Here is a 24,963-nt window from a genome sequence, read left to right as displayed (position 1 = left end):
CAGCCGGTTAAGGCGGGGGAGGGGCAACCTTCCCCCGCGGCATCAAGCAGGAAGGACCAACGTGGGCAAGGACCGCATTCTGATCGTAGACGACGAGAGGCTGATCGCCTCCTCGCTCGCGACGCTGCTCGGCCGGGAAGGGTACGAGGTGGAGAGCGCCCTGACCGGCGCCGAGGCCCTCGAGAAGTTCGAGCGCTTCCGGCCGCAGCTGATCATGCTCGACATCTCCCTCCCCGACATGAACGGGCTCGAGCTCCTCAGGCGGATCAAGAGGGGAAACGGGGAGACCCGGGTGATCGTGATGACCGCCCTCGCCAGTGCCGACTGTGCGCTGCAGGCGCTCAAGGACGGGGCGGAGGATTTCTTCGGCAAGCCGTTCGACCTGGAGCTGGTCAAAGAGGTGGTGCGGCGGACCCTGGCCAAGCGGGAGGGGGGAGAGGAAAAACGGCCGGAGCTCCGCAAGGAGGCGGCCGACGCGAAGATGATCGGCAACTCCCCCAAGATGATCGGCATCTTCAAGCTCCTCAAGGCTGCCGCGGATGCCGACGCGAAGACGGTGCTCATCACCGGGGAGAGCGGCACCGGCAAGGAGCTCGCGGCGAGAGCCATCCACTGCCACAGCGGCCGGGCCGGCGCCCCCTTCGTCGAGGTGAACTGCGCCTCCATCCCGGAGAACCTGCTGGAAAACGAGCTCTTCGGCCACGAAAAGGGCGCCTTCACCGACGCCTCCCGGCTGCGCAAGGGGCTCTTCGAGATGGCGCAGGGGGGAACCCTCTTCCTCGACGAGATCGGAGACATGCCCCTCCCCATGCAGGCCAAGGTACTGAAGGCGATCGAGAACCGGCGTTTCAGGAGGCTCGGAGGGCAGCAGGACGTGGAGGCGGACGTCCGGATCGTGGCCGCCACCCACCAGGACCTCCCGAGGATGGTGGCCGAGGGGAAGTTCCGCGGCGACCTCTTCTTCCGCCTCAACGTGATGCACATAGAGCTCCCCCCGCTGCGCGAGCGGGTGGAGGACATCGAGCCGCTCGTGAAGTACCTGATCGAGGCGCTCAACGCGGAGTACGGGAGGAAGGTGGTCTCGCTCTCGCCCGCCACCCTCGCCTGCCTGGCCGGCTACCACTGGCCCGGCAACGTCCGCGAGCTGCGCAACGCCATCGAAAGGCTGATGATGCTGGAGCCGGGGAACGTCCTCCCCCCCGACCAGCTTCCCTCCGAGATCAAAGGGGGACGCCGCGCTCACCCCCCGGTCGGCAAGGCAGGCGCCGGGGAGCACAGGGCGGCCGCCGAAGAGCGCAAGCAGACCGGCGGAGAGCGGGCCGACGGCGACACCATCCGGCTCCCCTCCTCGGGGATCGCCCTCGACGAGCTGGAAAAGCTCCTGATCGAGCGGGCACTCGCCATGAGCGAGGGGAACCAGACCAGGGCCGCTAGGCTCTTGAAGACCAGCCGGGACACCCTCCGCTACCGGATGAAGAAGCACGGGCTCGGAGAGGGATCCGGCAATCACCCGGCCTCGGGAAGCTGAAGGCCACCGCTACCAACACTCCGCGCTGCCCGCTCTTCTGGTGGGGCCGGCTCGACGCGGTCATCTCGCAGTGAGAAAGAGGGAGAGAAAGAGACATGCAAAGGAACACCGTAGGGAAACTCTTGTTGGGGGCGCTGGCAGTGGCGCTGGCCGTCCCCGCCGCAGCGCTCGCCGACGACCAGGCGCTGCAGACCAAGGTCGAGGATCTGACCAGGAAGGTGCAGCGGCTGGAGGAGAAATCGCTCAGCCGGTGGCTGTCGGTGAGCGGCGACTACCGCTTCCGGATCGACAGCCTGCGGGGTGCCACCACCCCCTACACCGACGTCAACCAGACCTTTTCCTTCGCCCAGAGCCAGATGAACAGCGGCTTTCTTAACGATCCGGCCGGTTTCGGGCCGCAGGTCGCCGCCTTCCAGAACTTCGCAACCCAGATGAGAGGGGCCACCACCTACCAGGCGGCCAACGCCTTCCTGGGGAGTAACCAGGCCATGCTCGGGGCGCTCCAGAACTTCGCCCAGACCGTCCCCGCCTACAAGCCCAACAACGACACCCTCTACACCAACCGGCTGGGACTGAACATCCACGCCAAGGCCACCAAGGACGTCACCGTCAACGTCCGCCTCCTCGCCTACAAGGCCTTCGGCTCCCAGGACGAGTCCTCGGTGACCAACGGGGGCTCCACGCCGTTCTTCGCCGACCGGACCGGCGTCTTCGACGGGACCCTCGGGCATGTCCCCTCCACGAGCCTTCTGAACGTCGACCGCGCCTACGCGACCTGGTCCAACATCGCCGACCAGCCGATCTGGTTCTCGGTGGGCCGCCGCCCCTCCACCGGGGGAGCCCCCAGTAACCTCCGCACCAACGACGAGCGCCCCGGTAACGGCGGCACCCCTGCCCTCCTGGTCGACTACGCCTTCGACGGCATGACCATCGGCTGGGCGCCCGACATCGAAGCGCTTCCCGGCGCCTACGCGAAGGTCTGCTACGGCCGCGGATTCGAGTCCGGGTTCGAAAACCCGGGCAACAGCGTGAAGGACACCGACATGCTCGGCGTGGCGGTGGTCCCGGTCGATACCGATCCCCTGCGCGTCTGGCTGCAGTGGAACCGCGGCTTCGACATCTTCGACTTCCCGGTCATGAAGAACACCGCCTTCGGCGACACCGCCCCCACCGTCAACCTGGGCTCCATCGACTGGTACGGCGCGGGCGCCATGAGCACCCTCAAGGATATCGGCCCCGGCAAGCTCAACTTCTTCGGCGACGCCGGCCTGAGCGTCACCCACCCGAACCAGAACGTCTCCGCCAACGCCGGATTCCAGGGGCTCATGACCGGCCAGTTCTTCCGCCCCGAAGCACCCAACGACAAGACCGGCTGGGCCGCCTACCTGGGCGCCCGCTACGACTACACCCCGACCGACACCAAGCTCGGCTTCGAATACAACCACGGCTCCAAGAACTGGATCACCTTCGCCCCCGCCGCCGACGACATGTGGACCTCCAAACTGGGGACCCGCGGCAACGTCTACGAGGCCTACCTGATCCAGGGGCTCAACCTCAAGGCCGTCTCCTCCTACCTCTCCAAGGCCTTCTTCAGGATCGGCTACCAGTACTACGACTTCGAGTACACCGGGAGCAACAACTGGGTCGGGGCACCGGTCAAGATCTCCTCGATCAACCCCTCCGACATGATGCTGCTCGCCCCGGTCAAGTACGCACACGACATCTACGGCACCTTCGAAGTGAAATTCTAACCGCACGGGAGAGCCCCCAAGCGGGGAGCCCGGACAAAGGAGAACGAGATGAAAAAAACAATATCGACGTTGTTTGTGGCGGCAGTGGTGGCCCTCGGTCTGGCGAGCTCCGCCTGCGCGGAAGATGTCAAGTTCGTCGGGGTCATCACCAAGATCGAGATCGCCGGCAAGGACGCCAAGACCGCAACCGCCACGGTGAAGGATAACGGCTCCGGCACCCCGGTGCTGGTCACCGTGAACGACGATCTCACCCTCGACAAGTTCAAGGACCACCGCATCGTCGAGGGGGACGAGATCCGCTGCAAGTACGAGACCGCCGCCGGGAAGAACGTCTCCAAGCTCTTCCGCAAGACGGCCGGCTGCTAGCGCAAACAATGCCCCGCCGGCACGGACCGCGGGGCCTACCTAAAAAAGAGAGGAATCAAATGACCAGAACAACCATCGTCGCGGCGGCTTTCGTCCTCGCCGCGTCCACCGCCATGGCCGGTGAGCACTTCGGGCGGGAGAGCATCGAAAAGAGCGGCTACCAGGGTCCCGAGACCTGCGAGGAGTGCCACCCCGGCACCGCCAAGGCCTTCCTCGACACCGTCCACTGGAAGCACGAATCCAAGGTGACCAACGTCGACGGCATCGATCCGAAGAAACCGTACGGCATGAAGAACCGCATCTACGTCATGTGCAACGGCAACGATATCGTCAACAACCTCAAGGAAATCCCCAAGAGCCCCGAGACCGGCAAGACCAAGTTCTCCGGCTGCAACACCTGCCACCCGGGGAACCACTTAAGCGACGTCGGGAGCACCGGCCCCGAGGCCGAGAAAGCCATCGACTGCCTGGTCTGCCACTCCAGCGACTACGACTTCAGCAAGAGAAAGCCGTACAAAGACGAGCAGGGACGCATCGTCATGGGTCAGGACCGCAGCACCAAGGCCGCCCTCGCCATCGGCAAGCCGAGCGTCAAGAACTGCATGGTCTGCCACGAGGCGGCCGGCGGCGGCTACGTCGTCAAGCGCGGCTTCTCCTTCACCAAGGACACCGACGTCCATGCCGCCAAGGGGATGGTCTGCGTAGACTGCCACAAGGCCAAGCACCACAAGATCCCGACCGGCCTCGATCCCAACAACTGGGCCAACGACGGTGTGCGGATCTCCTGCGCGGACGCCTCCTGCCACGGCGACAAGCCGCACAAGGATGCCGACCTCAACCGCCACATCGCCAAGATCGCCTGCCAGACCTGCCACATCCCCCGCACCGGCGGCGCCTTCGCCAAGGACTTCACCGTCTGGACCCAGACCGCCGACAAGTTCTACGAGCCGACCACCCTCAAGAAAGAGGCCAACGAGACCACCCCGGTCTACGCCTGGTACAACGGAACCGTGGCCAACACCCCGCACTTCATCGGCCCCAAAGGGAGCCGCAAGGACGGCAAGAGCAAGATCATGCCGTTCAAGATCTTCCAGGGTAAAGCCTTCTACAACGCCAAGAGCGGCGAGCTCCTCTCCATGGACTTCGCTCCTCCCATGGCAAGCGGCGACACCCGCGGCGGCGTCGAGTCGGCGGCCCGGACCCTCGGGCTGAAGAACCCGGAGCAGGTGGCCAAGAGCGCGGTCCCCGGCTGGCAGACCATCTACTTCGGCTCCAACCACTTGGTCACCAAGGGTAAGGCCCTCTCCTGCGCCAACTGCCACGCCCCCAACGGGGTGCTTAACTTCAAGAACCTCGGCTACAGCGACAAGGAAATCGTCAGGCTGACTACTCCCGAGCTCTATCTCAAGCAGCTCGTCGAGAAGCAGAAGGAAGAGTGGTAGTACGTTCCGGCACCGTTTCGTCCCGTACCGGCAGCAGCGCGGTGCGGGGCGGACGGGCCAACAGCGCTCCCGGCGGAGCAGGTGGGTGACGACGATGGCATGCGAACTACACGACTGTTGTCAGTTCTTCAAGGACAACATGGCGGAATTCCCGCAGGCGGCCGAGTACATAAAGAAAAAGCTCTGCTTCGGCCAGCACGAACAATGCACCAGGTACATGATCTACATGGAATCGTGGCGGGGGGGAATGGCGCGGCTGTACCCTCCCGGCGACGAAGAAGCGGTCGCCAAGGCCACCCGGTGCATGGGAAAGAAAAAGGGCGCTCCGGCGGACGGTCAGGGTGACGGCACTCCCCTCCCCGGCGAGCCGGCCGTTGCCTGCGCCATCGACCGCTCCGACAAGTAACCCCGACAAGTAACCCCGACAAGTAACCCGCCGCCAGGCGGACCGGGCACCGCTGCCCACGGTGCCTTTTCTCGAAGCACTCCGCTTCCCTCTACGACGCCACCGCCCAGGTGCTGAAAGCGGTGTACGGCCATGAAGTACTCAACCTCTGGTATTCGAAACGGGTACTGGCCGAGCCCGACGTCATGGTCGGTGCCGGCGAGCCCGGCGTCATCCACGGCCAGAGATAGCGGTAGCAACCGGCAGGGGGGCCCGAAGCGGCGCCGTCAAGTTAAGGTAGCGGCAGCAACGGCGCCCGCCCCAGGCTTCAAGAAAAAGGCACCCGGCCAAAAACCGGGTGCCCTTTTTCTATTCTGCCCCTTTCAAACCAGAGGGCCCCCTCCGGACAAGCGGGAGTTAGATCTGGTAATCTTCAACAAATACACGCATCTTGCGCGGCCTGGCAAAAACCTTTTCCCCAACAGCCAGCTGCAGCCGGTCGGCCTCCTCGCGCGGGAGATTCGCCTCCCAGGTATCGCCGCCGGCTATCCGCAGCTCCACCCGCACCAACGGCCCCACCGACAGCAGGTGGCTCACCTCCGCAGAGACCGCCCCCCCCTCGCCCGGCACCCGCTCGATCGTTATGTCATGCGCACGTACGTAGCCGATCGCGGGAGCGTCGTCGGCAGTGGCATGCTCGGGCGAGTGTACTCTCAATCCTCCCATCTGGGCGGTCCCGGCATGCACCCTCCCTCGAAAGAGGTTCACGCTCCCCAGGAAATCGAAGACAAAAGGGGTGGCGGGATGGTCGTAGACTTCCGATGGGGTCCCCTCCTGCTCGATGCGCCCTTTGTTCATGACGACGATGCGGTCGGCAACCTCCAGCGCTTCCTCCTGGTCGTGGGTAACGAAGACGCTCGTCACATGGATCTCATCGTGCAGCCGTCTGAGCCAGCGGCGCAGCTCCAGGCGTACCTTGGCATCCAGGGCGCCGAACGGCTCATCCAGCAGCAACACCTCCGGCTCCACCGCCAGCGCCCGGGCCAGCGCCACCCTTTGGCGTTGCCCTCCCGAGAGTTGCCCCGGGTAGCGCCCGGCCAACTGTTCCAGTTGGATCAGCTTCAGCAGACGTGCCACCTTGTCGCGTATTTCCGCCTTGCCGGGCCGTTCCGCTTTCGCCTTCACCGTCAAGCCGAAGGCGATGTTGTCGAAGACCGTCATGTGGCGAAAGAGCGCGTAGTGCTGGAAGACGAAGCCCACCTTGCGCTGTTTCACCTGACGCCGGGTGGCCTCCTGCCCGTTAAAGAGGACCGTTCCCCGGTCGGGATGCTCCAGTCCGGCAATGATCCGCAACAGCGAGGTCTTTCCGGAGCCGGAAGGCCCCAAAAGCGCGACCAGTTCACCGGACGGGACCTCGAGGTTGACGTCGCTCAGGGCGGCAAAGTTGCCGAAATTCTTGCTGAGATTCTCTATCGTGATGCTCATCGGTACCCCTTTCACTCCGCGGCAGAGACCTGCCGGATTTTCCATTCCGCCACGCTCTTGACGGCCAGGGTCACCAGGGCCAGCATCGCCAGGAGCGAGGCCACGGCAAAGGCCGCGGCGTAGCTGTACTCGTTGTAAAGGATCTCCACCTGGAGCGGGATGGTGTTGGTCGAGCCCCGCACGTGCCCCGAAACCACCGATACCGCTCCGAATTCCCCCATGGCCCGCGCGTTACAGAGGATCACCCCGTAGAGGATCCCCCACCTGACGTTGGGGAGCGTCACCCTGAAGAAGGTCTGCAGTCCGCTCGCCCCCAGGGTCAGCGCCGCCTCCTCCTCCTCCCGCCCCTGGGACTCCATGAGAGGGATCAGTTCGCGCGCTATGAACGGGAAGGTGACGAAGATGGTGGCGAGGATGATGCCGGGAACGGCGAAGATGATCTTGACGTCGTGGGCCTGCAGCCACGGACCGAGCCACCCCTGCAGCCCGAAGATGAGCACGTAGATCAGCCCGGACACCACCGGGGAAACCGAGAACGGCAGGTCGATCAGGGTGATCAGCAGGCTCTTCCCCGGAAAGGCGAACTTGGCGATGGCCCAGGCGGCGGTCACACCGAAGACGAGGTTGACCGGGACGCTGCAGGCGGCGGCCACCAAGGTGAGCTTGATGGCGGAGAAGGTGTCCGGGTCCTTGAGTGCCTCCAGGTAGGCCTCCCACCCCTTGTCCAGAGCCTGGACGAAGACGGCGGCCAGCGGGAGCATCAGGAACAGGGTCAGGAAGGAAAGGGCCACGGCCAGCAGCAGGTAGCGGACCCAGGCCGGTTCGGCGATACCGGAGGTCCCGTTTTTCTTTACCGTGCGATGAATGGAGACCTGCATCTCGTACCTCGAAAAAGTTTCTGTTTTGGCGGCAATTGCGCGCCCGCCGCCCCCCGCCCGGGAGAGGGATTGGCGTGGTCATCCGGTCGACGGGGTGGCAAAAGAGCTACTCGGCGAAGCGGCGGCTCCACTTCTGCAGCAGGTTGATGGATAAGAGCAGCAAGAACGAGACAACGAGCATCAGGGAGGCGATGGCAGTCGCTCCGGCATAATCGTACTGCTCCAGTTTGGTGATTATCAGCAGCGGAGTTATCTCCGAGACCTTCGGCATGTTACCGGCAATGAAGATGACCGAGCCGTATTCACCGGCTGCCCTGGCGAAGGCCAAGGCGAACCCGGTGAGGATGGCAGGAAGCATGGACGGAAAGATGATCCGGTAAAAGGTCTGCCAGCGGCTCGCTCCGAGGCAGGAGGCGGCCTCCTCCAGCTCCCGGTCCAGTTCCTCCAGCACCGGCTGCACCGTCCGGACGACGAAGGGAAGACCGATGAAGACCATGGCAACCACGATACCCAAAGGAGTGAAGGCTACCTTGATACCGTGCGGTTCGAGGTAGCGCCCAAGCCAGCCGTTCGGGGAGTAGATGCTGGCCAGGGTGATCCCGGCAACCGCGGTCGGCAGGGCGAAGGGGAGATCCACCAGGGCGTCCACCAGCCTTTTCCCGGGAAACCGGTAGCGCACCAGCACCCAGGCGACCAGCACACCGAAGAATGCGTTGACCAGGGCCGCGGCCAGGGAAGAGCCGAAGGTGACCCGGTAGGAGGCGACCACCCGCGGCGCGGTCACGGCGGCGACAAACTCATCCCAGGTGAGGGTCGCCGTCTTGAAAAATAACGACGACAGGGGGATGAGCACGATGATGCTCAGGTACAAAACGGTGCAGCCGAGGCTCGGTGTGAAACCGGGCAGGACGTTGTTCTTTCCGCCATGCGATGCCATAAAATCTCCTAGATCCCCAACCCACCGGCGACCACTCCGGTCTCCAGCTCGGTTATCACCTCACCCCACCTAAGAGCCCACTTCTTTAGCGCCTCTTCCTCCAGGAACTTGGGGCGCCGTACTTCGCGGGCATGCATGACGGAGCCGGCAAGCTTCCGATAGGCGAAGGAAATCTGCGAGACGGGCGCGGCTTCGATCAGGGTCTGGTTATAGAAATCGCTTACCGAAACCATGAGCGAGCGGGAGACGGTGGCCGCAATCGAGGTCCCGGTCCGGCTGACGAAATCGGAAACGATCGACTCGTAGAGGGGGCCGGTCAAATTGTTAACGACCACTCCGCCGAAGCGGCAATTGGCCGCCGGAAGGGTATTAAGCCAGCCGAAGCAGGCATTCGCGCTCTGCAGGGCGGCCATGTCTGCCGTTGTCACCACGAGGATACGCGGCACCCCTTCCACCGCGGCCGGAACTCCGAAGCTCGCCGCCGGCTCCCGGGAGACGTCATGCACGACGAACTCGGGCCGGTAGGCGGCCAGCAGGGGGTGCATCATGAGGCCGGCCGCGCCGGGATCCTCCCCTTCGCAAACCGGTTCCCCCGCTTCGAGGCAGATCGAATGCCGGTACCCGCGGGCGTACTGCGGCGAAGCCTCGCCGCTCCATCCTGGCAGCGGTGCCAGCTCACTCTCTCCGCGCAGAGGCAGGGAAGAGTTCCCGTGGGGGTCGTACCCAATAAAAACGACCCGTTTCCCCGCCTCGGCCAGGGCAGCTGCGAGGTTGACCGCGGTGGTCGATTTTCCCACCCCGCCTTTGCCGACGATGACCACATGTTCGGCCGCCATCTCAGGCTCTCCTTCCGCTTGGCGCTACCGCCCGGCCACCGGAAAGGCCGGCTGCGCCGTGGGGTTCCCGGGCAGACCGGGCGATTACCCGGCCCCGCCCCTTTCCGCTCCAAGCGGGTGATTGCCGCGCAGGCTGTAAGCGCCGGTGAAACATGGCCTATCTCCCCCCGGCATAAATCTGGTCGAATACCCCGCCGTCGGCGAAGTGGGTCTTCTGCGCCTTGCGCCACCCCCCGAAGGTATCGTCGATGGTAACCAGCTTCACCTTCGGGAAGACCTTGGCGTACCGCGCGGCCACCTTCTTGTCACGTGGCCGGTAATACCTCTTGGCGGCGATCTCCTGCCCCTCGGGGGAATAGAGGTACTTCACGTATTCCTCGGCGAGCTTGCGGGTTCCCTTCCTGTCCACCACCTTGTCGACCACCGACACCGGGGGCTCGGCCAGGATGCTCAGCGAGGGGACCACGATCTGGAATTTGTCCCTCCCGAGTTCGTTCACCGCGAGGAAGGCCTCGTTCTCCCAGGCCAGCAGCACATCCCCCTGCCCCCGCTGCACGAAGGTGGTAGTCGCCCCGCGGGCACCGGAATCGAGGACCGGCACATGCCTGAAGAGATCGGCAACGAACGCCTTGGCCTTGGCTTCGTTCCCCCCCTTCTGCTTCAGCGCGTAGGCCCATGCAGCCAGGTAGTTCCAGCGCGCCCCACCGGAGGTCTTCGGGTTAGGGGTGATCACCTGGACTCCCGGCCGGATCAGGTCGTTCCAGTCCCGGATCTGTTTCGGGTTCCCCTTCCGGACCAGGAAGACGATCGTCGAGGTGTACGGAGAGCTGTTATGGGGGAGGCGTTTTTGCCAGTTTTCGGGGATCAGCTTCGCCTTGTCATGGATCTCATCGATGTCGTAGGCAAGGGCGAGGGTCACGACGTCTGCCTCCAGCCCGTCGATCACCCCCCGGGCCTGCTTGCCGGATCCACCGTGCGACTGCTTGAAGGTCACCTCCTGACCGGTTTCCTTCTTCCATTTCCTGGCAAAGGCCTTGTTGAAGTCCTGGTAAAGCTCGCGGGTCGGATCGTACGAGACGTTGAGAAAATCCTTGGCGACTGCGGTGACCGGCAGCATGGCGACGCCCAGGGTGAAAAGTACCGCCGCAACAATCGTTTTTTTCATGGCAACCCCTCCAGTTGATTTGTCCTACAGATTTAATAGACTAATTGACGAGGTCCACTTATAGACTTCAACGGCACTACTGTCAAGAAAAAATAAACACCCTACCACACCAATACGGTCAAGTTACCACAAGGTCATCACCGGCATGACATCGCCACATCCACGAGGAAGCAGCTATTCGCAATACGCATTGGCCCGGCGTCCACTTCGCCGGGGCCACGGAGGGATGAAGATCGTCGAGATAGGTCAGGGGGAACTGCTTTTGACACAGCCCCCCACCTGCTCATCATTCCCGGTCTCATCAGCGCCCTCATCGGCGTGATCCTGACCCTAGCCGGCCGCATCCCCTCGCTGGGACGGCTCCCCGGCGACATCTGCCGGCTGTGGAGTTCGTCTGGTTTCTTTTGGGAATGCAAAGATACGTTGCCCTTTTTGAAAACTTTGATATCTTACCGGGCATGCGCGAGAGCCTGACAGCCATACTGCTTATAGTGGTCGTACTACTGACTCCGGTAGCCTGTTTTGCTCACCCGTGCATGGACTTTCACGCGGCAACCGATGCAGAGATGCAGCTAGAGCTATGCTCTCCCGAGCAGGGGCCGGCTCAGCTCGAAGCAGACTGTTGCGAGACGAGCTGTTGCTGCGCCGATTACCTCCAGCTCTCGCCACTTCCAGCGGTGGCTCACTCCCCCGAGATTTCCCGTAACCGTATCCCCGCGCTCGTTGCGGTCCTTCCGCAGGTATCTTTCGAGATCTACGTCCCCCCGAAAAACCGTTACCCCTCCGCATAACCGTTACCGGGGAGTCGCCTCCTCTTAAGTCATCTACAAGCAGCTATTTCCGCTCAGCCAGCCGCGCCCTCCCCTTAAAAGAGAACGGCCCGGATCTGGATGGGGGGAAAATGCGGTCTCGCGTTATTCGCGGGGGGGATGGCAACGATCGTTGCCCGGTCCGGCAACCGTCTTGCACCCTCTTGTCTTGGGCACGAAGACCGCTACCGCAAAGGAGATAAACTATGAAATGTCCCGTATGCACTGGAATCGATCTTAAAATTGCCGACCGCAACGGCGTGGAAATCGACTACTGCCCGGAATGCCGCGGCGTCTGGCTTGATCGCGGAGAGTTGGACAAGATACTCGAACGCTCCCAAAGCTACGCCATGCAGCCCCCCCCCGAACAGCGGCCCCAGCATGGTGGGTACGGCCTAAGGGGTCACGATAGCCACCATGACGACCACCAGGGATCGCACGGTTACCAAAGGAAGAAATCGTGGCTGTCGGAGTTGTTCGACTGACCGCCTGACGAGGCAACGCGGCAACCGGAGACGCCAAGACGCCGTTAAAAGCGTAAGCATCTGCAGACCGGACCGTCGAGGCCGGGCAGATGAAGTGGGAAGTTGACCTAAGGCGGGCAGGCGGCGGGAACCCTGTCCGCCTTAGGAGACCGCGGCGCGCCGTGAAAAACGAAAGGCAAGAATAATGGACCTCCACAATATCGCGGGACTGACATCGCTTGAGGCAGAAGAGATTCTCCGGGAGGAAGGGGCCAACGACCTCCCCTCTTCCGGGCAACGCGGCAACCTCCGGATTGCCCTCGATGTCATGCGGGACCCGATGTTCCTGTTACTGGCGGCCTGCGGCACAATTTACCTGCTGGTTGGTGACATGCAGGAAGCCCTGATGCTGCTGGCCTTCATTTTCTTCGTCATGGGGATCACGCTTTACCAGGAGAGCAAAACGGAACGGGCATTGGAGGCGCTCCGGGATCTTTCCAGCCCCAGGGCACTGGTGATTCGGGATGGTGTCCAGCAACGTATCGCGGGCCGCGACGTCGTCCGCGGCGACATCATCGTTCTCGCGGAAGGGGATCGGGTCCCCGCCGACGCCCTGGTGCTCGATTGCACCAACCTGGCTTCCGATGAATCGCTATTGACGGGAGAATCGGCGCCGGTCAGGAAACGGCCGGGCGATGCGTCATCCCCGCTTGTCCAGCCAGGGGGGGACGACGTCCCCTTCGTCTTCTCTGGCTCGCTGGTGGTAAGCGGCCAGGGGCTGGCCCGGGTGACCGCCACCGGCCGGCAAAGCGCAATCGGGAAAATCGGCGCGGCATTACAGACGGTAACGGCGGAAGAAAGCCCCCTCCAAAGGGAAACAGCCCGGCTGGTGCGGACCCTGGCCACCGTGGTATCCGCCCTTTGTGCCATTCTTATCGTCACCTATGGTCTCACCCGTGGCCTCTGGCTCGACGGCATGCTGGCCGGTCTCACCCTCGCCATGGCAGTCATGCCCAACGAACTGCCGGTGGTCCTTACCATCTTCCTCGCCCTGGGAGCCTGGCGGCTCTCCCGAACCCAGATCCTTACCCGGCGATCGCCGGTGGTGGAAACCCTCGGCTCGGCAACCGTTCTGTGCGTGGACAAGACGGGGACCTTGACCCTGAACCGGATGGCGGTCGCCGCCCTGCACGCCGACGGCCTGTTCTGCCCCGTTGGCGATTTCCGCACCGATCTGCCACCCGAGGTCTTTCATGATCTCGTCGAGTTCAGCATCCTCGCCAGCCAGAGGGATCCGTTCGATCCCATGGAGCGCGCGATCAAGGAATTCGGCGATACCTATCTCGCGCACACCGAGCATCTGCACGTCGACTGGTTCCTGGAAAAGGAATACCCGCTCTCGCCGGAATTGCTAGCCATGTCCCATGTCTGGCGGTCTGCGAAGAGCGAAGCCCATGTGATAGCCGCCAAAGGCGCGCCTGAGGCGGTCTTCGACCTTTGCCATTTCACGGAAAAAAAGCAAAAGGAGATGATGGCGGCGGTTACCCGTATGGCCGACGGCGGTTTGCGGGTGTTGGGAGTCGCCCGCTCGTACTTCCGGGAGGAGGGGCTGCCGGGAGAGCAGCACGATTTCACCTTCGAGTTCCTGGGACTGATCGGTTTTGCCGACCCGGTGCGCCCTACCGTGGCCGGCGCCCTGCAGGACTGTTACCGGGCAGGCATGAGAATGGTCATGATCACCGGGGACTATCCCGGCACCGCCAGGAGCATCGCCCGGCAAATCGGGCTAAGGGAGCCGGATCAGGTGATCACCGGCGACGAATTGGCCGGTATGGAGGAGGGCGAACTGCGGGAAAGGGTGAAAACCGTCAACATCTTCGCCCGCGTCGTCCCCGAACAGAAGCTTTGTTTGGTGCAGGCGCTCAAAGCCAATGGCGAGGTCGTCGCCATGACCGGCGACGGGGTCAACGACGCGCCGGCCTTGAAAGCCGCCCATATCGGCATCGCCATGGGGGGACGAGGTACCGACGTGGCTCGCGAGGCCTCCGATCTTGTGCTTCTTGACGACGACTTCGCCTCGATCGTCCGGGCCGTCCGGATGGGGCGGCGGATTTTCGACAACCTAAAGAAAGCGATGGCTTATCTTTTGGCCATCCATGTGCCGATTGCCGGCATGTCGCTCATCCCGGTTTTCTTCAAATGGCCACTGCTTTTCATGCCGATCCACATCGCTTTTCTCCACCTTATCATCGATCCCGCTTGTTCCGTCGTTTACGAAGTCGAGCGGGCCGAGCCCGAGGCGATGAACCGGCCGCCGCGCCCCCCCCGGGAACCGCTGTTTAGCGGAATGGTACTACTGTTGAGCACTCTCCAAGGCCTGGGCGTCTTACTGGTGCTGCTGGCGGTGTTCGGCGTTAGCCTCAACCGCGGGCAGGGAGAATACGAGGCGCGGACCCTGGCGTTCATGACTTTGATCATAGCCAACCTCGGGCTTATGATCACCAACCGCTCCTGGTCGGTAACGGTAGGCTCCATCCTGAAGGCACCCAATTCGGCCCAGTGGTGGGTCACCGGAGGGGCCTTGGCATTCCTCGCCGCAGTGTTGAACATTCCCGTAGCCAGGGAAGTCTTCCGTTTCAGCGCGGTTCACCCGTTAGATGTCGCCATAGCGGCGTCGGCCGGTCTTCTGAGCGTGCTGTGGTTTGAACTGTTTAAAAAGCTACAGCCGAAGGGTCGCGGGAGGCAGTAACCGGTGGCGCAACCGGCCGCCGGACAGGAATCCCCCTTTCCGCAGAAGTTGGCGGCTTCCGTCCGGAAAGGGAACCTTTCCCGGTCAGCCTGGGGACGATAGGCGTCTCCGGGCCAGCTAGCCGCTTCACGGCGCTTTGCCCCCCCCCTCTTCCAGCTTCCGGATTTTCTCCTTCAGCTCCGCCATGCGCAACTCCCGGTTGACCAGGAAACGGTTGATGAGCGTCAGCTGCTCGTTGTTCTTTTCCAGCTCGGCCGTTCTCTCTTTCACCCGCTGGTCCAGGTCTATGGTGAGAGCAAGGAGGGCCTGTTCCGATCGCTTCAACCGTTCGTAGTTGCGCGCATTGTTGATGGAGAGGGCACAGATCGGCAGCAAAACGGTAAGCGCCATGTCGACATAGTGCTGCCGGTACTCGGGAAAGGTGATCCCTTCGACGACGACCATGCCGAGGGTCTCGTCGTCCAGGGCGACGCGGAACAAACTCCCCCCCGGATCACTCCAGCAGTGATTGCCGGCCAGGTCGGCGAGACGCCGTACGGTCGCCTCGTCGGGGGTGCCGCTCCCGGCGGCCAACGAGTGCGTCCGGAGCGCTTTTCCCTCCTCGAAGCTGACATAGGAGAGCTCCTTGGGCGCCAGCAGCATGTCGAAAGTCCCCAGTACCAGCCGGATCGTTTCCTCTTCGTCCTGGGTGCAGTTGAACCTCCCGAGCAGGTCCAGGGCCATGGCGTAATCCGAACACTGGTGTCTGAGTTTGGCGACGGTCTCCTCGCCTTTGAGCTGTTGCTGTGCCAGCCTGCGCTTCAAAACGATGACGGTGAGCAGGCGGGAGAAGTGATCGAGGCCGACGTCGACGACGGCATGGGGAAAGCCCGCATATTCGGCAAATTCTTGGAGCCGGGCGGACGACTCCGCGCAGACCCCGGTGTCCAGCAGGATGAGTTTGCTGGTCGTTTCCAGCAGGAAGGCGTGCAGCTCTTCCCTGGTGAAGCGCCAGGAGGCGATCCGCTCCCTCCAGTGGGCAAGCCAGCCGGGGGTCAAGAGGTAGGCCCCTTCCCGGATGGCTCTTTCCACCTCGCCCCGGCCGGCGAACATTTCGAAACAGGGTGTGGCGATGTGAAGGCGGCAGCCGGTGCCGCTGCCGGGTGCATCCCGCAGGAGCGCGAGACACGAATCGCCGATGATGTCCGCTTCGGTGCCGCCGGAAAGACACTGCGAGGCGTCCTCCAACGACAGGGGGGGACGGCCGCAGCGGCTCGGAAACGAGCGGACCGTCACCCCGTCGAAAAGGGGATCCGAGGCAACTACCCTCCTTGCTTCCTCGAGGTAGTTCTCGCAGACCAGCAGATCGATAGTGTCAGCCATGTTCCTCCACCTGTGCCAGGGGATAGCGTCCCCACCTCCGCACGGACTCCGCGATGGCGTAGAGCACCGGCTCCGGCACCTGCCAGGGGATCTCCCCGTGGTTGTCGGCCAGGATGAACCCGCCACCGGCCCCGGCCGCCGCGATAGCGTTTCTTACCGACCTTTCCGCATCTTCATCGCTCCAGTGGCGCATTTCGATGGCATTCAGGTTCCCCACCACCGTGAGCCTGCCGCGGCAGGCCTCCTTGACCGTCTTCAGATCCTCCAGGACGCTGACCCCGATGGCCTTGGTGCCGGTATCGGCAACATCCCCGACGACGGAGAGGCAGCGCCCGGAGGCAAAGTGGGTGGCGGTGGCCCCCTTTATGCGGGCGATAGTGCGTTTGGCCACCGGGAAGCCGGTCTTCAGGTAGAGATCCCGGGGAACGATCGATGCCGACGAGACCGGGTCGAAATAGCAGATGAAAGTTGCTCCCGCTGCCAGCTGGGCGTTGGCCCAAGCGACGCAGAACTCCTCGTTGACCGCCATCAGCCTCTCGAAGAGGGACGGCTGTTCAAAGATAAGGTCAAGGTAGGGGGCGAACCCCATCTGCATTACCGGCGCGGAAAACGGCGAAACCACCACGCCCACGATGGGCACCTCGCCGCCGGCCCGTGACTTCATGATTTGCTGGGCCTTGAGCACCTCCTGCAAGCAGGGCGAATCCGCGATCGAGGGCGGGGTCAGACGGCCGATCTCTTCCGGGGAACGGATGAACGGCGCGCCCGAGTTGGGGGGGCCGTCATCGCTGAAGATAACCTCCCCTCCCCAAGCTTCCACCTCCACCGGCGCATAGGAAAACCCGTTCAGGCAATCGTGGCCGTATTTCGCCCGCATCCGGAGCTGCCCCTCGGCAACGAGCTCTCCCTTGGAAAAATACTCCTTGATGGAGAGCCCCAGCTCCCGGGCACCATGCATGGTCAGGGAGAGGAAGTAGGGAACGCGATCCGGCTCCCGGTTGCCCATGGTGGCGAGCACCCTTTGCAGCGAGGTCATGGCAGTCATAGGCCACCTCCGGTCAGCTCCTGCAAAATGACCGCGGCATCCGAGGCGTTGCGCCCCATCGCATCGGCGCCGACCTCACGCCAGAGCCCCTGGTCGAAGCAAAAGGGCGCGCCGCCGACCACGATCTTGACGGGCAGCCCCGCGAGGTTGAGCCGTTGCCGCAAATCGGCGATGTGCAGCGCCGAGTGGAGCATGAGCACGGAGATAAACAGGATCTCGATGCGGTCCTCGGCCACCAGCCGCAGGGCGGAGTCGAGGTCCACCCGCCCGTAATCGCGCAGTTCGTAACCGGCCGAGCGGAGCACCGAATGCACGAGCCGCTTGCCGAGCATGTGGTAGTCCTCGTAAACCGCGACCGCGAGCCGCGGCTGGTTCCTTCGGCCCGGATCGCCGAGCGGCAGGAAGGTCTCGATCAGATTCTCGCAGATCCGCCCCGCCATGTAGATCTGGGAGAGAGCCAGCTCTCCCGCTTCCCAACTGCGGCCGATCTCGGTCAGGGATGCGGTTATCAAGGTTTCCAGGGTCGGCACCACCCCCTGCCGGTCGATCGACTCCTGCAGCACTTCCTGTGCAGAAACGCGATCCAAGGCGAGCAGGGCGTTTTTGAAGGCGGCAACCGGCTCGTTCATCTTCAGCCTCCCGCAACGGTACTGCCATATAAATGTCCTCGATATGTAACTTTCCCAGTTAAAGTATTGTTGTCAAGGCACTATCCGATCCGCTTCGTGACATAAGGGGAGCAGTGCAGAGGCGGGTCTGAAGCTTGGGTAAAAAAACGCGGCCGCGGCGGTTGACTATGCCAAAAATGAGTGCCTACTTATACTCATAGATGATTGTGACAACCAACGCAGGTCAAGAAGAGGTGGCGGCCATGACAGACAAAATGCTCATCCCTTCCGTGGAAGAAAGAATCGGCAGTCTCATCGAAGTCACCCGCAGGAACCTCAAGGAGCACGGCATAGCCGGAGAGAGGCTGCGCCCTACCGTCACCCTGACCAGAGAGTACGGCTGTCAGGGGTATCCGGTCGCCGTGCAGTTGCAGGCAGCGCTGGAAAAGCGGACCGGCGCGCCCTGGCTGGTCATGGACCGGGCGCTATTGGAGGCGGTGGCCCAGGATCACCGCGTGAGCGAAGAGATCCTGGCCAACATCGGGAGCCGCCACCGCTTCCTGGACGACATGCTCTCCACCTTTACCCCGCGCTGGAAGAGCGACAAGGATTACTACCGTCTGCTGGCGCGCCAGATCCTCGCGCTCGCCCAGGAAGGGAACGTGATCCTGGTGGGACGCGGAGCGGCGATTTTGACCCAGGAGATGACCCACTGCTTCCATTTCAGGATCGTCGCCCCCATCGACTTCAAGATCAAGTCGGTCATGGCGCGGACCAAGCTCCCCTCCCACGAGGCGCAGGATCTGATCAGCGACCGGCAGGGGCAGCGGGACGCCTTCCTGAAAGACTTCCTGGGGCGCGACATCGCCGACCCGACCCTCTACCACCTGGTCTTCAACAACGCGCGCTGTACCGCCGGGCAGATCGTGTCCCTGATGACCCACGTAATGTTCCCGAAAGAGGGGTAAGACTGTGACTACGTTATACCTCTCCCCTTCAGTTAACTCCCATTCAGAAAGTCGAACTGATGCCAAGATGCTGGTGGATGTGAGGGGGGCGCGATGACGGATAAAGGCGGACAAAAGCGGTTTAGGCTGTAGGTTTATCTACGGATTGACTTCACTGGCAGTGGCGATGACCCCCCCGGCGGGAAGGAGGCATTATGACTGGTATGGATCAGTACCAACAATTGGCTGTCACCTATGCAACGACCTTGGGAACCAAGATCATCGCCGTCATCCTCTTTTGGCTGATCGGCCGGTACCTCATCGGTCTGGTGGGACGTATGCTTCAGTCGGTCTTGGAGCGGCAGAAAGTAGATCCCACCCTCATGCGCTACATTGGAAACTTTGTAGCCGTGACGTTGAATATCGTTCTCGTGGTCGCCATCCTCGGGTACTGCGGGATCCAGACGACAACCTTCGCCGCATTGGTGGCTGGTGTTGGCATAGCAATCGGAGCCGCGTGGGGGGGACTCCTTTCCAACCTGGCAGCGGGGATTTTTATCGTGGTTTTACACCCGTTCAAGGTGGGCGACTTTGTGACAGTTGCGGGAGTCACCGGCAGCGTCAAGGAAATCGGGCTTTTCGTTACCTCGATCAACACGCTGGATAACATACTCACGCTGGTCGGCAACGGTAAAATATTCGGCGACACGATCCAAAACTACACCGCAAACCCGTTTCGCAGGGTCGACTTGAAATGTCAACTTGCAGGCAACGCAGACCATGTTGCCGCCATGCTCCTGCTGCGTGAGAAATTAGCCGCCGTCCCCAACGTTTTGGCCACCCCCCAAGTAGATGTTGAAATTCTCGAGTTTAATCTTGTGGGACCTGTTCTGGCCGTGCGGCCGTACTGTCATAACGACCACTATTGGCAAGTTTTTTTTGACGGCAATCGCACGATTCGCGAGAGTCTCAATGCTGCGGATTTTCCTGCACCGATGCCATCCCAGATGGTACTCGTGAACTCGGTCCCCTCCCCAACCACCTAACAGTGCATGCCCTCCCAAAGGCTGTCGTCATCCTTCGGCAGGGAAAATGGTGACAAAAGAACGGAAAAGGCACCCGGCGGATACCGGGTGCCTTTTATCGTTTTGCTCACTCCAGGGCCACCTTGGCCAAGGAGTGCCGCCAAAGCGATGCGGGGCGGTCTCATTGATCGAGAACCTCCCTGATTTTCCTCAACAGGTCGATGGGCTGCACCGGTTTCATGAGGAGGTGCACGCCAAGCGGCGTGGCCTCTCGCGTCTCGATGAAATCGGCAGGGTACCCGCTGGTGAAGATCGTTTTGATCCCCGGTCTCATGGCACTGATCTCGTCGTAGGCGATTTTTCCCGATTTCTTCGGCATGATGACATCCATCAACACCAGATCGATCCGGTCCCGCTCCCGGCGGAAGGCATCGACAGCCTCCTCCCCGTCTTGCGCCTGCAGTATCTGGTAACCGAACTCCTCCAAAGTCTGCACCACCATTTTCATGACGCCCGCGTCGTCCTCGACCACCAGTAGGGTCTCGTTGCCGGTCAGCACCGGAACCCGTTCCTGGAGGGGACGTTCTTCGCTGCTTATTTCGCCCCCCGCAAGCGGCAGGTATACCTTGAAGGTCGTTCCATGGCCTACTTCGCTGTAGACGTTGATCACTCCCTTGTGTTGCTTGACGATGCCGAAAACTATCGCCATGCCCAGCCCGGTACCTTTGCCGACCTCCTTGGTGGTGAAGAACGGCTCGAAGATGCGCGAGCAGACGTAATCGTCCATCCCGAGGCCGCTGTCGGATACGGAAAACCAGGCATACGGGCCGGGCGATACGTCGCTGTTGTCGTAGGAAGAGACCGGTGCCTGCATCTGGACACCTGTCTCGATGAGCAGCAGCCCCCCCCTGGGCATGGCATCGCGCGAGTTGGCCGCAAGATTGATGAGCACCTGGTCGATCTGGCTTTGGTCGACGCTGACCGGCACCTCCCGGGGGATGGTTTTGATTTTCAACTTGATGTCTTCCCCGATAATCCGTACCAGGAACTTTTCCACTTGGACGACGATGCCGTTCAGGTCCACGACGTCGAGCGTGAAGGGTTGCTTGCGGCCGAAGGTAAGCAGGCCCCTGGTCAACTGGGCGGCTTTCTCGGAGGTGGCGAGAATCTGTTCCACCGCTTCCGCTTCGCGCTTTGCCAGGTTGCCCAGTTTGAGCATGCTGGCGTAACCGACGATGACGGTGAGGAGATTGTTGAAATCGTGGGCGACCCCGCCGGCCAGTTGCCCGATCGATTCCATTTTTTGGGATTGCCTCAACTGCGCTTCCAGGTGTTTGCGGTCCGTCACGTCCTTGGCCATGCTGATGGCCAGCCTGCGCCCGTCGAGAAGGCTCCCCAGCGGAGCGGAGCTGAAGTCCCAGAACCGTTTTTCGCCGCTACGGGTGGTTATCTCGTAATCGCCTTCGTCGATTCTTCCGGAGAGCCCATACAGATCGCCGATGTATTCTTTCACCTGCCGGGCCCGCCCTCCGTAGGCCTTTTGGGTCCAGACATCGACGGTGGGGATGTCCGCCAGCGTGTATCCGCTCATTTCGGTCCAGGTGCCGTTTATCTGGACAACCTCCCCGTCTTCGGCGTGGATCATGATCGGAAACGGGGCATTGAGGACCGCCAGCCTGAACCGCTCCTCGCTGAGCCTCAGCACGGCCTCGGCGGTCTTGCGCTCGGTGATGTCGCGAATGAAGACCGCGTAGTGGCCCCCTTCCTCCCCCATGTGCTTGATGCTGACCTCGACATCGAACAGGGAGCCGTCTTTGCGCCGGTGCCGGGACTCGAACCGCGCCATCCCCTCCAGGAGAATCCTTTTTCCCCTTTGGGCGACATCCCGCTCCGTATCCACCGCCTCCACCAGGGTGATGGGGGCGCCGATGAGCTCGTCGCCGGGAAAGCCGCTCATCCGGCAGTAGGTATCGTTGACCTCGACGATCCTTAAGTCGCCGTTTACCAGCCAAAACCCCTCCATGGCGGTCTCGATGATGGTCCTTTGCCGGTCGACCGCCCGTGACAGCTCCGCGGTCCTCTCCGCCACTTTTTTTTCCAGTTCCTCGGACTGCTTTTCGATCTGCCTGAAGGCAAGCGAGTTTCTGATGGCAAGAGCGATGGGAGGTGCCAAAAGGTGGATGATCTGGCTGATTTCCCTAACCCGGTCGACCCCCGGCAGATCCAGAAGGACCAGCCAGCCGGTGGTCTCCCCCCCCACCTTGAGAGGGTGGACGAGAAGCGAGTCGATGCTTTTCCGGATCAACGCCTGGCGCGCGGGATGATCTTCATCGAGCCCGGCCGGCAGGACGAGGCGCTCCCCCGAGGTGACCTCCTTGCACAGATCCAGGATTTCGTTACCGGTAAAGATGCCGGATCTTCGCAGCGGGCTCACATGGAGTATTTCCACCGAGGTCCGGTCCAAGCCCGCCACGAGCACGGCAGCCGTGCGCGCACCGGTCAGCTCCCGGACCTGCTGGGTCAATGTCTCGCTCAGCGCATCCGGCGAGGTCGACGCAAGGAGCTCGGAAATGATCTCTATTGCCATTATCTGGGAGGCGGAAAGGGCGTTTTTGCTCATAGGCTCACATCACCCTGGAATAAGGCCGTCAAGCTCGCTGCGGGCGGCAAGCAGCGCCGCACACATGACATCCAGAGAAACCGTCTCGATACGCAGGGGAAGTCCCGTGTAGGCGGAGAAATCCTCGAGACACTCCACCGGGACGGGAACCAGCCCGGTATCGAGGTACACCAGCACGCTCCTGTTTTCCCTCATCAGGTCGCGCGCGGTCGTTCTTTCGAGACCGAGCTCGGTCCGCATGATCTGTTTCCACCGCGGCGCCCACTCCGGCAACACGAGAAAGGCCCCCTCCCGCATCAGCTCGCGGTACCGCGCGCGGCCGACCAGCAACTGGCCGCAGTTTATGATCGGGGTCCGGCTGACGCCGAATCGGCGCACGAGGTCCAGCATCGACGCGGAGCAGTCGCCGTACACAAGGACGATCCGGTTGGCGGGGGAAGCGAGAGTGGCAAGCTCTGCCACCAGCGCCTCTTCGAGCCGCTGCGGATTCATGTGGAGCATGGAGTCGAGAAAAAGGAGGCGCCCCCCGATCAACCCTCTCCGGCATAGCTCCTCCATCTCCGCACGTATCACGCCGCAGCAGACCCAGACGTCATTCATGCGGTTCCCTCCGGGCCCCGGCATGATCTTCGGCCGCCCTTTTCATGGCATGCACCGTGTCGGGCGAGGCCGACAAGGGAATATCCGCCCCCGAGTTGGAGAGTATGTAATGTCCGTGGGGAGCCCCTTCGAGCAGGCAGCGGCGGCTCATCTCGTAGATCTCCGTTGCGGACGAGGAAGCGAACCCGAGGTTGTCGAGGTTACCGATCAGATTCGTCTCCCCCCCCACCAGGCGCCGTGCCTCGCCGAGATCGTCCCGGGAGCCGATGGCCACCCCGGCCAAACCGTCGAGGCCGGGGAGGAGATCAATCACGTGATTGATCCTTCCTCCGGTGTGATGAAACACCTTCGGCCCCCGGATCTGCGAAAAGGTCTGGGCGACCACGGGGAGAAAGCGCTCTTCGAACAGGGCACGGGGGGCGATCTCGACCGTAGCCATTGCTTCCGTTATCACCAGGCAGTCGGCACCTTGGGCAAGGAGCGCGTTGGCCAGGGATACGAAGAAGGGATTGGTGTGGTCCAGGACCTTGCGGGCCAGAGTCTCCTCGAAGAGCACGGTTTCCATCCACGGTCCGATCCCCATCATCAGGGAGGGCATGATGCAGGGTCCCGGCAGCACGCCGATGACGGGAACCTTCTCCCGGTAGCTCTTGGCCAGTTGCCGGGTCGCCTCCAGGATGAACGAGAGCCTCGGAACGTCCTCCGGGGCCGGCATGGGGGTCGAGAGGAGCTTGGCGGGAGACCCTATTCCCGGACGTTTCATGTTGGGGACCTGATGCTCGCTCCAGGCGGTCTCGCCGCCGAAGCTTTCCGATATGAAGGTATAGATGAACGGGGTCATGACCAGATCCAACCCGAAGGTGGTTTGGACCGCCGTCTGACTTTCGGCATAGGAGGCGGGATCGGTGAAGATACGGTTCAGGGAAGCGCCGGAGAGCTTTGCCCCGTAGGCGCCAAGGACCGCGAAGACCGGCACCCGGTCGACCGGCTGGCCGGTAAGGGTGCCCATGACCCGTTGATAGGAATTCATGTTAGGCCACCTCCCGCGATTCTCTGTCCAGACGGGTGAACAATCCGTCTGCGCTGATCGCGTTACGGGCGGAGCCGTCCCCTCCCACCTCGGCAACCAGGTCGGGCCTCCAGTTGAAGACGGCGCCCCCTACCGCCAGTTTCAGCTTCCCGGCGAGCCCCTGGTCGTCGATGAGGTGACGGAGCCGGAGGATATTGTGCGCCGTGGTCTGCATCATGGCCGAGACGCCGATTACCGAGGCCCCCACCTTGAGCGCGGTCTCCAGAAAGAGCTCGGGAGGGACGTCGTTGCCGAGATCGTGGACCGTCCATCCTGCCGCGTTCAGGAACAGGCCGACGGTGTGCCGTCCCAGGCTGTGAAAGTCGTCCTCGATGTTGCCGATGACCACGGGACCTTTGGTCCCCTGGGACTGGGAACCGGCCGGTATGCACTTCAAGAGGGTATCCTCGGCGATCTTGGATGCGACGAAGTTCTGAGACAGGGACATTTCCTGCCCCTCCCACAGCCGTCCCAGCTCCACGATGGCCGGGTCCAGAACTTCCGAGATTACCGTATGGGGATCCATCCCCTCAGCCAGCACCTGATCGATGATATCCGTTGCTCCCAAACGGTCCGCGCCAACCATGGCGGCAAACAGCCGCTTGCTCCAGGATACCGAATCCATAGAAAACTCCCTTGTGTCTCAGAGGACTGAATAAGCTCAAGAAGAAGCAGGTCGTTGCCGGGCGGAAAGAGATCCACACGGTTGGTTCAGAGTGTTTGGTGTTTGGAATATAGTATTATAGGTTGGTATCAAGAAAAGTAAAATGCGAGCTGTCTCAGTAAAGCTAAGGCCTGCCCTTACGAACAATCATTTGAAACAGCATACAGCCAGCAGGCTGGAAACTCCCTCCCGCGCACGGCCCCTCCGGATTGACCACGGGAGGATGAC

At 62.3% G+C, this 24,963-nt stretch carries 22 protein-coding genes; 10 read left to right on the top strand and 12 right to left on the bottom strand.

Going from position 1 to position 24,963, the window contains the following annotated elements:
• The first annotated feature begins 61 nt into the window (after positions 1-61).
• From L4X63_RS19785 to L4X63_RS19765, 5 genes are all read left to right on the top strand, one after another.
• Positions 62-1,528 carry a sigma-54-dependent transcriptional regulator gene (locus L4X63_RS19785; protein ID WP_250680390.1) on the top strand — a complete coding sequence of 489 codons (1,467 nt, stop codon included), beginning with the start codon at positions 62-64 and terminating at the stop codon, positions 1,526-1,528.
• A 95-nt stretch (positions 1,529-1,623) separates the two neighbouring features.
• Entirely contained in the window at positions 1,624-3,279 is a 1,656-nt protein-coding gene (locus tag L4X63_RS19780) for a DUF3373 domain-containing protein (protein ID WP_250680389.1), read from the top strand.
• Positions 3,280-3,327: 48 nt separating this feature from the next.
• Positions 3,328-3,645 carry a hypothetical protein gene (locus tag L4X63_RS19775; protein ID WP_250680388.1) on the top strand — a complete coding sequence of 106 codons (318 nt, stop codon included), beginning with the start codon at positions 3,328-3,330 and terminating at the stop codon, positions 3,643-3,645.
• 59 nt (positions 3,646-3,704) lie between these two features.
• Positions 3,705-5,087: a cytochrome C gene (locus L4X63_RS19770; RefSeq protein ID WP_250680387.1), complete on the top strand. Its 1,383-nt coding sequence runs from the start codon at positions 3,705-3,707 to the stop codon at positions 5,085-5,087.
• A 94-nt stretch (positions 5,088-5,181) separates the two neighbouring features.
• Positions 5,182-5,493 (top strand): hypothetical protein, encoded by a 312-nt coding sequence (locus L4X63_RS19765; RefSeq protein WP_250680386.1) that lies wholly within the window; start codon positions 5,182-5,184, stop codon positions 5,491-5,493.
• 396 nt (positions 5,494-5,889) lie between these two features.
• Here L4X63_RS19765 and L4X63_RS19760 read toward each other — a convergent pair whose 3' ends face one another.
• The 5 genes from L4X63_RS19760 to L4X63_RS19740 form a co-directional block, all read right to left on the bottom strand.
• Entirely contained in the window at positions 5,890-6,957 is a 1,068-nt protein-coding gene (locus tag L4X63_RS19760) for a sulfate/molybdate ABC transporter ATP-binding protein (protein WP_250680385.1), read from the bottom strand.
• 11 nt (positions 6,958-6,968) lie between these two features.
• Positions 6,969-7,835, bottom strand: a complete 867-nt coding sequence (cysW, locus tag L4X63_RS19755; protein ID WP_250680384.1) for a sulfate ABC transporter permease subunit CysW — start codon at positions 7,833-7,835, stop codon at positions 6,969-6,971.
• Positions 7,836-7,941: 106 nt separating this feature from the next.
• Entirely contained in the window at positions 7,942-8,772 is an 831-nt protein-coding gene (gene cysT / locus L4X63_RS19750) for a sulfate ABC transporter permease subunit CysT (protein ID WP_250680383.1), read from the bottom strand.
• A gap of 8 nt (positions 8,773-8,780) precedes the next feature.
• The gene (locus tag L4X63_RS19745; protein WP_250680382.1) at positions 8,781-9,608 is read right to left on the bottom strand and encodes a nucleotide-binding protein; all 828 of its coding nucleotides are present in this window, start codon (positions 9,606-9,608) and stop codon (positions 8,781-8,783) included.
• Positions 9,609-9,765: 157 nt separating this feature from the next.
• Positions 9,766-10,773: a sulfate ABC transporter substrate-binding protein gene (locus L4X63_RS19740; protein ID WP_250680381.1), complete on the bottom strand. Its 1,008-nt coding sequence runs from the start codon at positions 10,771-10,773 to the stop codon at positions 9,766-9,768.
• Positions 10,774-10,923: 150 nt separating this feature from the next.
• Here L4X63_RS19740 and L4X63_RS24035 point away from each other — a divergent pair, with 150 nt between their 5' ends.
• From L4X63_RS24035 to L4X63_RS19725, 3 genes are all read left to right on the top strand, one after another.
• Entirely contained in the window at positions 10,924-11,247 is a 324-nt protein-coding gene (locus tag L4X63_RS24035; protein ID WP_502799929.1) for a DUF2905 domain-containing protein, read from the top strand.
• A 541-nt stretch (positions 11,248-11,788) separates the two neighbouring features.
• Positions 11,789-12,067: a TFIIB-type zinc ribbon-containing protein gene (locus L4X63_RS19730; protein WP_250680380.1), complete on the top strand. Its 279-nt coding sequence runs from the start codon at positions 11,789-11,791 to the stop codon at positions 12,065-12,067.
• A gap of 184 nt (positions 12,068-12,251) precedes the next feature.
• A complete protein-coding gene (locus tag L4X63_RS19725; protein ID WP_250680379.1) occupies positions 12,252-14,795 on the top strand; it encodes a cation-translocating P-type ATPase in 2,544 nt (847 codons plus the stop codon).
• 126 nt (positions 14,796-14,921) lie between these two features.
• Here the strand turns inward: L4X63_RS19725 and L4X63_RS19720 are convergent, their stop codons facing one another.
• The 3 genes from L4X63_RS19720 to L4X63_RS19710 are packed head-to-tail and all read right to left on the bottom strand — an operon-like array spanning position 14,922 to position 17,831.
• Entirely contained in the window at positions 14,922-16,157 is a 1,236-nt protein-coding gene (locus L4X63_RS19720; RefSeq protein ID WP_250680378.1) for a DUF1638 domain-containing protein, read from the bottom strand.
• Complete coding sequence (locus L4X63_RS19715) at positions 16,150-17,202, bottom strand: uroporphyrinogen decarboxylase family protein (RefSeq protein ID WP_250680377.1); 1,053 nt, start codon at positions 17,200-17,202, stop codon at positions 16,150-16,152. The genes L4X63_RS19720 and L4X63_RS19715 overlap by 8 nt, the downstream gene beginning before the upstream one ends.
• Entirely contained in the window at positions 17,199-17,831 is a 633-nt protein-coding gene (locus L4X63_RS19710; RefSeq protein ID WP_284694727.1) for a cobalamin B12-binding domain-containing protein, read from the bottom strand. The genes L4X63_RS19715 and L4X63_RS19710 overlap by 4 nt, the downstream gene beginning before the upstream one ends.
• A 242-nt stretch (positions 17,832-18,073) precedes the next feature.
• Here L4X63_RS19710 and L4X63_RS19705 point away from each other — a divergent pair, with 242 nt between their 5' ends.
• Positions 18,074-18,778 carry a cytidylate kinase-like family protein gene (locus L4X63_RS19705; protein WP_250680375.1) on the top strand — a complete coding sequence of 235 codons (705 nt, stop codon included), beginning with the start codon at positions 18,074-18,076 and terminating at the stop codon, positions 18,776-18,778.
• Between the two features lie 194 nt (positions 18,779-18,972).
• The gene (locus L4X63_RS19700; RefSeq protein WP_250680374.1) at positions 18,973-19,803 is read left to right on the top strand and encodes a mechanosensitive ion channel family protein; all 831 of its coding nucleotides are present in this window, start codon (positions 18,973-18,975) and stop codon (positions 19,801-19,803) included.
• 160 nt (positions 19,804-19,963) lie between these two features.
• Here L4X63_RS19700 and L4X63_RS19695 read toward each other — a convergent pair whose 3' ends face one another.
• From L4X63_RS19695 to L4X63_RS19680, 4 genes are read right to left on the bottom strand one after another with little or no spacing between them, the layout of a single operon-like run.
• Entirely contained in the window at positions 19,964-22,369 is a 2,406-nt protein-coding gene (locus tag L4X63_RS19695) for a PAS domain S-box protein (protein ID WP_250680373.1), read from the bottom strand.
• A gap of 42 nt (positions 22,370-22,411) precedes the next feature.
• A complete protein-coding gene (locus L4X63_RS19690; protein WP_250680372.1) occupies positions 22,412-23,002 on the bottom strand; it encodes a DUF1638 domain-containing protein in 591 nt (196 codons plus the stop codon).
• Positions 22,995-24,032, bottom strand: a complete 1,038-nt coding sequence (locus L4X63_RS19685) for a uroporphyrinogen decarboxylase family protein (protein WP_250680371.1) — start codon at positions 24,030-24,032, stop codon at positions 22,995-22,997. Before L4X63_RS19685 ends, L4X63_RS19690 begins: the two co-directional genes overlap by 8 nt.
• A 1-nt stretch (position 24,033) precedes the next feature.
• Positions 24,034-24,696: a cobalamin B12-binding domain-containing protein gene (locus tag L4X63_RS19680; protein ID WP_250680370.1), complete on the bottom strand. Its 663-nt coding sequence runs from the start codon at positions 24,694-24,696 to the stop codon at positions 24,034-24,036.
• Positions 24,697-24,963 lie beyond the last annotated feature (267 nt).

Source organism: Geomonas sp. Red32 (assembly GCF_023652955.1).
In the GTDB taxonomy this organism is placed as follows: domain Bacteria; phylum Desulfobacterota; class Desulfuromonadia; order Geobacterales; family Geobacteraceae; genus Geomonas.
Note: the sequence above shows the minus strand (reverse complement) of the source record. Positions and strands in the feature narration are given on the sequence as shown.

Coding starts and splice junctions, on each gene's coding strand:
- L4X63_RS19780 (WP_250680389.1), top strand. CDS start 1,624: ATGCAAAGGAACACCGTAGGGAAACTCTTGTTGGGGGCGCTGGCAGTG.
- L4X63_RS19775 (WP_250680388.1), top strand. CDS start 3,328: ATGAAAAAAACAATATCGACGTTGTTTGTGGCGGCAGTGGTGGCCCTC.
- L4X63_RS19770 (WP_250680387.1), top strand. CDS start 3,705: ATGACCAGAACAACCATCGTCGCGGCGGCTTTCGTCCTCGCCGCGTCC.
- L4X63_RS19765 (WP_250680386.1), top strand. CDS start 5,182: ATGGCATGCGAACTACACGACTGTTGTCAGTTCTTCAAGGACAACATG.
- L4X63_RS19760 (WP_250680385.1), bottom strand. CDS start 6,957: ATGAGCATCACGATAGAGAATCTCAGCAAGAATTTCGGCAACTTTGCC.
- cysW (WP_250680384.1), bottom strand. CDS start 7,835: ATGCAGGTCTCCATTCATCGCACGGTAAAGAAAAACGGGACCTCCGGT.
- cysT (WP_250680383.1), bottom strand. CDS start 8,772: ATGGCATCGCATGGCGGAAAGAACAACGTCCTGCCCGGTTTCACACCG.
- L4X63_RS19745 (WP_250680382.1), bottom strand. CDS start 9,608: ATGGCGGCCGAACATGTGGTCATCGTCGGCAAAGGCGGGGTGGGAAAA.
- L4X63_RS19740 (WP_250680381.1), bottom strand. CDS start 10,773: ATGAAAAAAACGATTGTTGCGGCGGTACTTTTCACCCTGGGCGTCGCC.
- L4X63_RS19730 (WP_250680380.1), top strand. CDS start 11,789: ATGAAATGTCCCGTATGCACTGGAATCGATCTTAAAATTGCCGACCGC.
- L4X63_RS19725 (WP_250680379.1), top strand. CDS start 12,252: ATGGACCTCCACAATATCGCGGGACTGACATCGCTTGAGGCAGAAGAG.
- L4X63_RS19720 (WP_250680378.1), bottom strand. CDS start 16,157: ATGGCTGACACTATCGATCTGCTGGTCTGCGAGAACTACCTCGAGGAA.
- L4X63_RS19715 (WP_250680377.1), bottom strand. CDS start 17,202: ATGACTGCCATGACCTCGCTGCAAAGGGTGCTCGCCACCATGGGCAAC.
- L4X63_RS19710 (WP_284694727.1), bottom strand. CDS start 17,831: ATGAACGAGCCGGTTGCCGCCTTCAAAAACGCCCTGCTCGCCTTGGAT.
- L4X63_RS19705 (WP_250680375.1), top strand. CDS start 18,074: ATGACAGACAAAATGCTCATCCCTTCCGTGGAAGAAAGAATCGGCAGT.
- L4X63_RS19700 (WP_250680374.1), top strand. CDS start 18,973: ATGACTGGTATGGATCAGTACCAACAATTGGCTGTCACCTATGCAACG.
- L4X63_RS19695 (WP_250680373.1), bottom strand. CDS start 22,369: ATGGCAATAGAGATCATTTCCGAGCTCCTTGCGTCGACCTCGCCGGAT.
- L4X63_RS19690 (WP_250680372.1), bottom strand. CDS start 23,002: ATGAATGACGTCTGGGTCTGCTGCGGCGTGATACGTGCGGAGATGGAG.
- L4X63_RS19685 (WP_250680371.1), bottom strand. CDS start 24,032: ATGAATTCCTATCAACGGGTCATGGGCACCCTTACCGGCCAGCCGGTC.
- L4X63_RS19680 (WP_250680370.1), bottom strand. CDS start 24,696: ATGGATTCGGTATCCTGGAGCAAGCGGCTGTTTGCCGCCATGGTTGGC.